Annotated in this window: 6 protein-coding genes and 1 pseudogene; all 7 read left to right on the forward strand. The window is 55.9% G+C overall.

The annotated features are described in order from the left end of the window. Window positions 1–5: 5 nt before the first annotated feature. Entirely contained in the window at window positions 6–1,364 is a 1,359-nt protein-coding gene (locus CKW31_RS14735; RefSeq protein ID WP_095096268.1) for an imelysin family protein, read from the forward strand. 188 nt (window positions 1,365–1,552) lie between these two features. After that, window positions 1,553–2,011: a thiol-disulfide oxidoreductase DCC family protein gene (locus tag CKW31_RS14740; RefSeq protein WP_095096271.1), complete on the forward strand. Its 459-nt coding sequence runs from the start codon at window positions 1,553–1,555 to the stop codon at window positions 2,009–2,011. Window positions 2,012–2,260: 249 nt separating this feature from the next. Further along, window positions 2,261–3,145 carry a DUF4123 domain-containing protein gene (locus CKW31_RS14745; RefSeq protein WP_095096275.1) on the forward strand — a complete coding sequence of 295 codons (885 nt, stop codon included), beginning with the start codon at window positions 2,261–2,263 and terminating at the stop codon, window positions 3,143–3,145. Then, on the forward strand, window positions 3,142–6,618 hold the full coding sequence (locus tag CKW31_RS14750; protein WP_095096278.1) for a toxin VasX: 3,477 nt from the start codon (window positions 3,142–3,144) through the stop codon (window positions 6,616–6,618). Before CKW31_RS14745 ends, CKW31_RS14750 begins: the two co-directional genes overlap by 4 nt. Next, window positions 6,608–7,660, forward strand: a complete 1,053-nt coding sequence (locus CKW31_RS30095; RefSeq protein ID WP_256582621.1) for a DUF6708 domain-containing protein — start codon at window positions 6,608–6,610, stop codon at window positions 7,658–7,660. Before CKW31_RS14750 ends, CKW31_RS30095 begins: the two co-directional genes overlap by 11 nt. A gap of 109 nt (window positions 7,661–7,769) precedes the next feature. Continuing rightward, window positions 7,770–8,061 (forward strand): annotated as a pseudogene (locus tag CKW31_RS14760) (transposase); the annotation flags it as partial. Between the two features lie 382 nt (window positions 8,062–8,443). Next, window positions 8,444–11,542, forward strand: a complete 3,099-nt coding sequence (locus CKW31_RS14765; RefSeq protein ID WP_141230157.1) for an autotransporter domain-containing protein — start codon at window positions 8,444–8,446, stop codon at window positions 11,540–11,542. Window positions 11,543–11,827: the final 285 nt, after the last annotated feature.

Here is an 11,827-nt window from a genome sequence, read left to right on the forward strand (position 1 = left end):
CCGTCATGATTCGTATGCCATTGGCAACCGCTAGTCTGCTGGCCATCGCTATTTCCCTCGCCGGTTGCGGCGATGAGAAAAAAGCGGCTGCACCCGCCACCGCTTCCGCACCGGCTCCAGCGCCGGCTGCTGCACCCGCGCCTGAAGCGGCTGCTCCGGCACCGGCTGCGCAAACCAGTGACGCTGCTGCCAAGGCCGTAGTCGCCAACTACTCCAACATGGTTTACGCGGCCTTCAGCGACGCTGAAGCAGGCGCCAAAAACCTGCGCACCGCGATCAACGAATTCCTCGCCACCCCGAACGACAAAACCCTCAAGGCTGCGCGCGACGCCTGGGTTGCCGCTCGCGTGCCGTACATGCAGACCGAAGTATTCCGCTTCGGCAACACGATCATCGACGACTGGGAAGGTCAGGTGAACGCCTGGCCCCTTGATGAAGGCCTGATCGACTACGTTGCCAAGGACTACCAACACGCGCTGGGCAACCCGGGTGCAACCGCCAACATCATCGCCAACACCGAAGTTCAGGTCGGCGAAGACAAGGTCGACGTGAAGGAAATCACGCCTGAGAAACTGGCCAGCCTGAACGAGTTGGGCGGTTCCGAAGCCAACGTTGCAACCGGCTACCACGCCATCGAATTCCTGCTATGGGGCCAGGACCTGCACGGTAATGAAGCAGGCGCTGGCGAGCGTCCAGCCTCTGATTACATCGAAGGCGCGGGCGGTACCGGCGGCCACAACGATCGTCGTCGCGCTTACCTGACCGCCGTGACCGACTTGCTGGTCAGCGATCTGGAAGAAATGGTCAACAACTGGAAGCCAGGTGTTGCCGACAACTATCGCGCCAGCCTGGAAGCCGAAACCGGCGAAAGCGGCCTGCGTAAAATGCTCTTCGGCATGGGCAGTCTGTCTCTTGGCGAACTGGCTGGCGAGCGCATGAAAGTGGCACTGGAAGCCAACTCCAGCGAAGACGAGCACGACTGCTTCAGCGATAACACTCACAACTCGCACTTCTACAACGGTAAAGGCATCCGCAACGTTTACCTGGGCGAATACACCCGTACAGACGGCACCAAAGTCAGCGGTCCAAGCCTGTCATCCCTGGTCGCCAAAGCCGATCCAGCCACCGATGCCACCCTGCGCGCAGACCTGAACGCCACTCAGTCCAAACTGCAAGCCATCGTTGATCAAGCCAACAAAGGTCAGCACTTCGACCAGTTGATCGCAGCTGGCAACACCGAAGGCAACCAGATCGTTCGCGACGCCATCGCCTCTCTGGTCAAGCAGACCGGTGCTATCGAGCAAGCCGCAGGCAAGCTTGGCATCACCGACCTGAACCCGGACAACGCCGATCACGAGTTCTGATCAGCGAGCTCTGAACGTTTGTTTTTGAACGTTTGAAATGGGTAAATGAAATGCCAGTTGGCTTTGCTGACTGGCATTTTTTTTGGCTGCTAATTATCTCTGAAGCTGGAGCGGGATACTGAAGTGCCCATTGTCGGCCTGGATGTTTGGGAATACTGTGTGGAAAAGCAATTCGGGACGCATGATCAATGTACGAGACAACAAAGTGGCCACTGACGCTCTATTTTGACGGCGAATGCCCACTCTGCGCCCGAGAAATCAAAATCCTGCGTGCACGCGCCAGACCTGATCGGCTTTGTTTTGTTGATATCAGTGATGATGCTTTCGATACAGAATCTGTGGGATTCACGCTTGCGCAAATGGAGTCATCGCTGCACGCCAGGTTTGACGATGGAACATGGGTCACTGGCCTGGACGCTACGCTCTGGAGCTGGCGAGCAGCGGGCCTGGGTGTCTGGGCTGCGCCGTTGTCATGGCGGTTGACCAGACCGCTGCTTGACGTCGGCTATCGTCTTTTTTGCCGCTGGCGTCCGCATTTGGCGTGGCTGCCTCATCCGGATGGTGGTGCTCGCTGTCGGGGCAACAGTTGTGCCGTTCCGGAAACTGACCGTGCTCCGCACGACCGATCACCGTCTGAAAAACGTTAGACGTTTCGCTCAGTCGTCGAACAGGTCAGGTCTGGCTCTTACTCAGAGAGCAAAACCGTGCAAGCAGGTCTGGTTGTCAGTTCATTTTCAGCTACCGGCTCGATGTTGATCCTGTGGAAGCCCATCGAAGCGAGACAATTCTGCGTCTGCTGTAAGCCCTTTCCGAAACACACTTTTCGGTCTTGTAGCTACCCTCCCCCGCCCCGAATATGCGCGCCTTCCTTTAGCGGTTGAGCAAGGCGCGTCTCGATGAAATCTCTCGAATCCGGCCCGGATGACCTGCCGTGGTCACAAAATGGCTACATTCTGTTCAACGCCGTAAGAACCGGCGACCTGCTGAAGCGGCTTTATCAGTGGAACCCCGGTGTCGACTGCCATCCGCTCTTCCTGGGAACCCGGTTCAAAGAGCTATTGGATATGTCGCCCGTTGTGGTGGCCGTTGAAGACCGATACGACCCTACATTCGAAGCATTTCTGGAGAACGCGCAAAAGCTCTGGGGCCTGCTGCTGTTCAGCGATGCCAATAAACATGAGGTTGTCGATCATTTGCGCTGGGTGGTCAGCGTTGATGAGCCGGTCGGCAAAGCAACCCTGCTTAACCTGTCAGACCCGCAAGTCGCCAACGCCTTGTTCAATCTGTATCCCTCACACACCGATAACGCCCTGTTCGGCCCCATTGAGCATGTCTACGCGATAGACCGCTTTGAAGAGCGCTGGCGCCATCACCGGCGTCTCGGAACACCCGCGACCAATGACCATCAGACGCTCTATCGTCTGAACGAAGCTCAGATCGAAGCACTGGACGAGCTCGGCTTCCGCAACGTCGTGATCAACATCGAACTCCACGCACGTCGGCATTTCCCGGAGTTTCAGGCGCAGCTCGATTCCCGACAACGCTTCGCGTATTTCCTGGACATGGCCAACGGCGCCTATGAGTGTGGCTTTCATAGTGAAAGCGATCTGCTGCACTTCGTTAACGTCATGCAATTTCTCCATAGCCAACCGCCTGATGCCCACCCGGAAATCACGGATCTGCTTTACCAAAGCTCACCACTGACGTCTTCGCAACGGGTAAAGAAAGCCAATCTGCTCGCCCTGGAGCGAGCCCGACAATTGCGAGGAACGCAGCCATGACCGGTAAACGTCTGCCCAAGGAAGATCGCGCTTACTGGGAAGCCCGAAGCGGCAGCCACAAGGACGCCCGCACCAGTATCGGAACCTGCCCGCTGATGGGTAAGAAAATCCAGCTGCTGCCGCTGCGATATGGCCGGGTAGAACGACTGACCAGCAAGGTAGATACCGAATCCTATCAAGGGCTACAGCGGCCGATTGGTCTGCGGCTGATTCGCGACGGTTTTCTGTACGTCATCGAAGAAACTACCAGCACTCTGCATGAGTACCGCATAGAGAATGGCGCGCCCGTAAAGCTGTTGTGGCAAGGCAATGATGTCACTCAGGACGAACGCAGCCACGCCACCGGCGAATCGACACTCATCTTCGCCCGTAACAGCGTTCTGCATGTAGCGTATTCGGAGCTGCAATGGACTGCTGCGAAATGCGCCCACGTCATCTCCAGCAGCCCTGACCGCTTTTACTTCATGCAGCAAGTGGATCTGGCTAAAGCGAACTGCGAAAGCGGCGGCAAGCATCTTCGGGTTCAAAAGCAGATCAAAACAACAGTTGCCGAACTGGCCGAACAACCGGCACCGCAGTGCCCGACGCCGGATGCGCCCGCCGAAGAAAGCCAGGACTACGCGTGGGAACATCAGCCGCTGTTCCGTGAAGCTCATATTGGCGAACTCAAGGATTCACTGAACGCGCTGTACCAATTCGACCATCTGTACCTGATTCTGGAAGACAGTCTCGGCATCATGCGCGACCTTGCCGAGGAACAGGATACGGTTGTCGGCTGGATCGAAGAGTGGACTCAACGCCACAACAACGAAATGCGCTACGTGGTGGGCAGCTATATCGACACCCTGATGACGCTGGGCGAGAACAACGCTCTACGGACTGACGCAACATCGGATCTGTTCGAAAAAACCACCCAGGAACAACGCACGTTCATTTACGACTACATCAATGTCCGGAATCAGTGGCGTTGGGAGAAGAGCCAAGGCCTGGAAGTACCCCGCGGAGAAAACGGAAACTATTCGTCAATGCGCGGTGCACACCTGCGCGAGCGATCTGAAACAGTTATCGCCAAACGTCAGATGGACGAGAAACACCGGCAAATGGTCGATGCGCTGGGCGAGCCGCTCCACAAGGACCTTGAGGATGAAATCGAGGCCCTCGAAGACAGCAGCATCGGCACGCTGCAAGGCGTAGGTCTAGGCTCGCGGGGTATTTTCGATCTGGTCCGCCATGAGGAAATGCAGCGCTATCTAAAACGCGAACGCCTCCACCTCAAACGCTGGACCGAGCGCCTCGACGCCATCACCCATGACCGAACCCGGTTATTTACATTGGGAGAATTTCATCGCAGCGCGTGGTATTTCGACCCAGAGCATCCCGAACAACTGAACAACGCCCTCGCGACAGAGTTCAACTGCACCCGCGACTTGTGCCGCACCGATGAAGCGCTGGAGAAGATCGCCGCGTACTTTCATGACAAGCCGTTTTACGTACTGCCAGTGTTTTATGGTCGGCTGAATCTGGATTTTCTGCGGGTCAAATCAGGCGCGTTGATAAAACTCCTGGACGACATGCGGGGCTTTACAGATGGCCTGGCCGACGCTGAAAAACGGATATCCGATATCGGCCACATAATGGGCAGCCACTGGAGCAAAAGCCTGCAAATCAAAGGCCGCGCTCATTCACTTCATCAAGCCGTTAGCGCGACTTACATCCCCGCTATCGCACTCGGCATGGAGAAATGGCTGGCGCAGATGCAGGCCAAACTCGAAACGCCTGCCATTCATCAGCAGATGGACAACTTCAAGACTTTCACCAACCGTGGGCAAAGGCTGGGTATGTTGGTTGCCCTGCAACAGGAAGGCGCCCACCTGAAAATCGCCAGCGCCGACGATGTCGAGAAATTCACTCACAACTTCACCCGCCTGCTTCATCTGCTTGAACGTGAAGAGCAAATCAAGGCAGATCGCAAAAACTGCGACAAACTCACTCGTAAACGCATGCTGAGCGAAGAAGAACGCTACGGATACCAGGTGCGTAAAGAAGCGTTCAGCAAAGAGTTACTCGCGACACGCAACGAGCGTTCGGCGGTGGTGAGACAACTGGAAGACGGTATTACTCCGACCAGCACGCTTGGTGCGGGGCGGGTTGGCGTGCAACTGGATATCAGCCCTGAGAATCGTGCGGCGTTGAATGATGAGACGAGACGTTTTAGAGCTGGGGCGATGCGGGGCTATGCGACTGAGGGCTCGACGAAGGTTGCACTTAAGAGTGGGTTCGTGCCGTTGTTGGCGGTTGGGTTGCAGATCGGAAACCTGGGGGAGGCTTGGAGGGTATGGGAAGCTAGAAGACCAAATGATCCCACTTTATTCAAGCACGCCTTTGTATTGGCCGGCACTATTTCTAGCATCGCATCAGCCACACTTTCACTCTATCAAACTATACATATTGCGCTGATCGACAAAGCATTACATTCAATTATACAAGTGAATGTTTCTACTGCTGGAATGCTGTTCGCTGCCCGAGCCGGCAAGTTAGGGCTGGGCCTTGGAATGGCCATTGCGCCTATGGCACTTTTCGGTGCACTTGGCACCACACTCGACAATTGGGACAAGTGGCAACAGGCTTTTCTCACAGGCACACCAGGAGAGAAAGCAGGGGCCATTGCGGCATTGACTGGCGACATCGGATCTACAAGTGTCAGTGGCACTGCCACTTTCAAAGCCTTTTTTGAAGTATCAGGCTTACGCCAAGACTTCATCAACGCCCCGCTAAATGAAAGAAAAATCTCGCTAGCGAAATCGTGGGCGACACGAGGATCTCGATTCCTTCGATTTTCTATGCGCCTTACACCATTAGGACTTGCATTTACAGCACTGCAACTAGGCGGAGAAACCTTATACAACTACAACAATCTCGACGAGCAGCAACGTTGGATGCTGGGGTGCTGGTGGGGGCTGAAACCGGAAAACTGGGATTGGCTGACACACACCCAAAAACTGGCTGAAGCTACCCTGTCGCCGCAGGTACTAGATAAAGGGGTTCATCGTCTGCTGCTTACAGACGAACCTGTACGCAAGCTGCATCTCGTTTTGCCCGGGGTCAATCTCCAAACCTTCGACGATACGTCTCTGCGCTGGAGCGCTCGACTGCAAAAAAATCAAAATGAATGGGACGCTGGTCACTCTCTAGCCTCGCTAATACGAGTGGTATCTGATCGCCCTCTGGTTTTGCAATTGGATATTCCTGAGCAATGGCTAGGTCTGCAATCTCAATTACAACTGCGATTAATGGTCAGACCCGCAATTGCATCCAGTTATCTGAAAGCGGATTCCGGTCACTTGTACTATCGCATCCCACTGTCTCTGGACGTCGTTAATAGTAAGGCAATTAGTGCCTTTTCTGTTACCCCTAAGCCCACAGAGGCCTTCCAGGAAATACAGATCACTCGGAAGCACTTAAATGAAATCTGATAAATATTGGCGGTTACCACGAGCTGGAGACCTAGAGTCGAAAACCGACCACGAAAGCTTTTATTTATCTCCCAAACCCGTGCCTACGGGCGTTACAGCGTTTAGCTCAAGAAATTTGAACAGGGAATCGAACCCTACATTTATGGACTTCGCTTCCGGATCCGCCAACGTAGAGTTCGGAGTAAGAGGATGGATCGGATCAACAGCAATGATAATTCTCTTTTTCGGAATGATCGGTTTTGCGCTAGGCGCGTATGACTATATAAAATACGGAAGTCCGCTGTTCAGCATCGTAGTTATGCTCCTATTGCCTAATTGGTTTGTATGGGGTGTTCTATCCTTTATATCGCTAATAAACGGATATTTATTCCTCCGCACAATCCATCAACAAACCACCTACCCCCCAATCCGCTTCAATCGCCAACGCCGCGAAGTCGCCTACGTCCCAAAACGCGGCCAACCACCGCGTTTCATCCCATGGGAAGAAGTCATCGCCTGCGTGACAAGCGGCAAGGTCGTCACCCAGTACGGCGTGCATAACAGCTTCTCGCTGATGATAGGACTCAGGGATTCGGAAATTGGCGATGTAGTATGGCTGACTGTGCCAACCGGCACACTCATGCTGGCCGTCAGTGAGTGGGAGGCCATTCGTGGTTACATGGAGGAAGGTTTAAGCGCGTTACCGCGCGCTGTAAGTGAGGAATTTGAAGAAGGCACCGTCGCGTATTTTCATTATTGCCGCGAGGTGTACCGCGACAATCACTGGTACGTGACTTACCTGCTGGGCTTCGTTCTTATCCAGTTCTGCAGCGGCTGGACTCTGCCCTGTTATATCGCGGCCTGGGTGGAGCGCTTGCCTAAAACCAGCTTTCCGAAATCAGTACTCGACTGGTCCAGACCTCTACCGCCTGAAGAGTGGAAGCAGCCCAGCGAAGAACTGCTCGAACAAAGTGAGGCTGTCCGCAAAAGCCTGCGCAAGGGTAAAAGTTTGCTTGATCACTTCCAAGGTGAGTTGAGTGTAGAGGAAACGAACAATGCCTGAGGGTATGCACGAGCTTTTTCCCAGAGCAGGCTACTTAGGGAAACTCTGAAAAAGGTTTCAAAATCTGGTGATATGTCCTTCATCACATGAGCTGAGCGGTTGCCCCCCTATGAAGCAGATTTCTTTCGCTGATGCCGGGTACGCATGTAAACGTGAGCGAACCCGCCGTGAGATTTCCTGAGTGAGATGGACAAGGTCGTGCCGTGGAAGGGGTTGATTGCCTTGATCGAGCCTCATTATCCAAAAGGCGAAGGGGCCGCCCTGCGTACCCGCTGATGGCCATGCTGCGGGTCCACTTGATGCAGAACTGGTTCGGTTACAGCGACCCCGCGATGGAAGAGTCTCTGTATGAAACTACTATTCTGCGCCAGTTTGCCGGACTGCACTTGGCGTGGTTGCCTCATCCTGATGGCAGTGCTCGCTGTCGGGGCGACATCTTTGAAGTTCCGAAAACCGACCGGTCACTGCCTGATAAACGTTAGGCGTCTCGCTCAATGGTGGGTGCCTGCCCGTTGGCGGTACACCACTCGGCCACCACTGTCGGTGGCATCGCCCATACAAACCGAATAGCTCAGGTCGGAAGCCGTGCATGAGGGGATCTGCGCCGCGGTTCTGGCGGTTCTTCGCCATGCGTGCTTCATCTGGCGAAACCGAAGTCCTGGAAGGGGCCGAATACATAGGTATGTATCTTCAGTCTTCACAAATGTGTCACTGCTGACACACTTAAGTGAAAGAGTTGCTTGTTAGGGTCGTCGCCTGTCCAAATGAGTGAAGGCGTGCGCTATGCGATCCAACAAACCAGTTGCCCATGTAATGGTTTCTTCATTGGTACTTTCATTGCTCGCCGTATCGGTTCAGGCGGCAAGCCGTGCAGGGGACGACACAATCAACGGTGTCGATCTGCTCTCCGGATTCGATACCTTGTGGACGACCGGCGCGACCTGGGATACCGGTACACCGACCGCCATGGGTCAGAGTTTGCTAAGACGCAACCTGCAAATTGTGGTTGACCGTGCCAACTCTCGCACGCTTGCCCAAGAGACAGCCGCCTATTTTGATGATCGCCGTGACCAGAGCTACAGCGCCATCAGCGGCCTCGGTACGTTGAGCGATGCCTACAAGGCTGGCTCTGGAGCCTTCACTACCATCACGCAGTTCGATGACAGCAACAAAACCGTCAAGTACGACGATAAAGGCAATGGCGCAGGCAGCTCGTCGTCGGCGCTAGGCAAGGTGGTCGATCTGGTCAGCGCTGTGCGCAATGATGCCTCTACCACGCCCGCCAAATCCCACTATTTATATCCGCGACCATGGCGGCAAAGCCTGGACGGTCAGAGCCTGGAATTCGTGATCCAGCCTTCGCTGCGCCCGGCACGAAGTAATACGCCAGCCACAGACTCGGGCTTCCCCAGCGGCCATACCAACGCTGCGTACTTGTCTTCATACGCATTGGCCTATGCCATTCCCGAGCGTTTCAGCGAGTTGATGCTGCGCGCCTCGGAAATTGGCGACAATCGTATCGAAGCAGGCATGCACTCGCCGTTCGACGTCATGGGAGGGCGCATCACAGCGACGTATTTCGCCATCGACAACCTCTCCAACCCGGCCAACGCCCAACTGCGCGCCGATGCTCGCGCACAGGCACTGACCTATTTCACAGCTCAGTGCGGCGGTGACATCAACAACTGCATGGCGACCATCGACCCGGCAACAGATAGCACCTCCCAACACGCTCAGGACAAGGCGCTGTACACCTCGCGTATGACCTATGGCTTCGATCCGGTAGGCCCGACCAACCTGGCAGCCGTGGTACCGACCAACGCCGAAGTGTTGCTGGAAACCCGCTTCCCGTACCTGGACGCCAGTCAGCGCCGCGAGATACTGGCGACCACGGAGATTTCGTCCGGCTATGCGGTGATTGATCAGTCGGGAGGCTATGGCCGTCTTAACCTGTACGCAGCGGGCGATGGCTATGCGGCGTTCAACTCCAACGTTACGGTGAACATGAACGCCAGCCTAGGCGGCTATAACGCCATCGACGCGTGGCGCAACGATATCAGCGGCAGTGGCGCGCTAATCAAGAATGGCAGCGGCAATCTCATGCTGACCGGCAATAACACTTACTCTGGCGGCACCGTGATCAACGGTGGCGTTCTGACCGGCCATGCCAAGGCGTTCGGTAGCGGGACGATCACCGACAACGCGACGCTGGTAGTCGATCAGTCGACCAACGACACCCTCGCCAACACGCTGGTGGGCAACGGTGCACTGATCAAACGTGGCGTCGGCTCGCTGAACCTGACTGGCAACAACAGCCTGTCCGGCGCAACGACTGTACAAGCGGGTCGGCTGGCAGTGAACGGCAATCTCGGCAACTCCATCGTCACCGTGCAGCAAGGCGCAACGCTGGGTGGCAATGGCACTGTGGGCGGCATCAATGTGGCTCAGGGCGGTGTCGTTGCACCGGGTAATTCGGTCGGACAACTGAACGTCAACGGTGACGTAAACCTTGCTCAGGGCTCGGTCTACCAGGTCGAATCGGATGCCAACGGCAATGCCGACCGCATCATCGCCAGCGGCCGTGCAACCCTCAACAACAGCACTCTTTCGCTGGTTGAAGGCGGTAACTGGCTGGCCGCGAGCCGTTACTCGATCCTCTCGGCAGCCGGTGGCGTCAGCGGTGCGTTTGCCAACGTACAAACCAACTTCGCCTTCCTCACACCAACGCTGAACTACACGGCGACTGACGTCGGGCTAACGCTGGACCGTAACGCGCAAACCTTCGCAAGTCTGGCGACTACTCGCAATGCCAGGGCCGTAGCACAAGGCCTGGACAGCGCGGGTGCTGGCAACGCGCTCTGGCGTGAGGTGGTGCAAGACGACGCGTCGACCGCACAGGCCACGTTCCAGGCGCTGTCCAATGAGCTGCATGCGTCGACGCAGTCCGCGCTGATTGAAGACAGCCGTCTGGTGCGCAACGCTATGAACGATCGCTTGCAGCAAGCGCAATCTACATTGGCACCTGGCAGCACGACGCAAACCCTTGTGGGTGCTAACTCTCGTGGTGTGGTGTGGACTCAAGCCATCGGCGCGACCGGCAAGACCGAAAGCACCCGTGATGTTTCGGGCCTCGACACTCACACCAGCGGCTTGCTGTTCGGTGCTGACGTGCCACTCGACGATACCTGGCGCGTGGGTGCGCTGGCCGGTTTCAGTAACAGTAGCTTCGACCTGCGCCATGCATCCGGCTCCACTGACAGCGACAACTACCATCTTGGCATCTATGCCGGCGCCAAGTGGGGCCAACTGGGCTTGCGTCTCGGCGCGGTGCGCAGCTGGCACGAGCTGACAGCCAAGCGCACGCTGGATCTGCCGGGTTCTTCCGAGCATTTCAAGGAAGATTACAAAGCGGCGACCAATCAGGTGTTTGGCGAACTGGGTTACGCCATTGAGATGGGCAAAGCGCAGCTTGAACCCTTCGCCAACCTCGCGCATGTGCGACTGGACACGGACTCCTTCGATGAGAACAGCAATGCGATCAGGCTAGAGAACAAGTCTCAAGACAACAACATCACCTTCAGCACCCTCGGCCTGCGTGCCGCGACTCGCTTTAGTGCAGGCAGCGTCGCGATCAAACCCAACGCGACACTGGGCTGGCGTCGAGCCTACGGCGACGTGACGCCAGAAAGCCGCGCAGCATTCAGCGGAGGCAACACTTTCGAGCTGTCCGGCGCTCCGATCGCACGCAGCGCGGCGGTGATAGGTGCGGGTGTCGATCTGGGGTTGAGCGATACACTAAGCGTAGGGGTGAGCTACAACGGACAGGTAAGCAGCGATGCGTCGGATCAGACGTTAAATGCTCGGGTGACAGTGGCTTTTTAAATCATAAATGACGGGGTTGTCGTGACGCGGCACTAACCTGCTGCCTACGCAGAACTAATACCAATTAAGGGTAATTGCGTCCGCTTGACACTACACGGACACAATTGCCCTTATTGCTCGCGCCCGGAGGCGGATTCCCCAGCCCTTAAATACGGACAACTCATTCGAGCGGCTAAGGGCCCTGGCCGAATTTGATGCACGCTCGACGATTTCGTAACAACACATTGCACCCACCAAGGCAAACGATAATCCCTCTTATTCAAAAAGGACGAGGCTGTTAAGCTT

It is taken from the genome of Pseudomonas sp. Irchel 3A5 (assembly GCF_900187575.1).
Lineage (GTDB): Bacteria > Pseudomonadota > Gammaproteobacteria > Pseudomonadales > Pseudomonadaceae > Aquipseudomonas > Aquipseudomonas folii.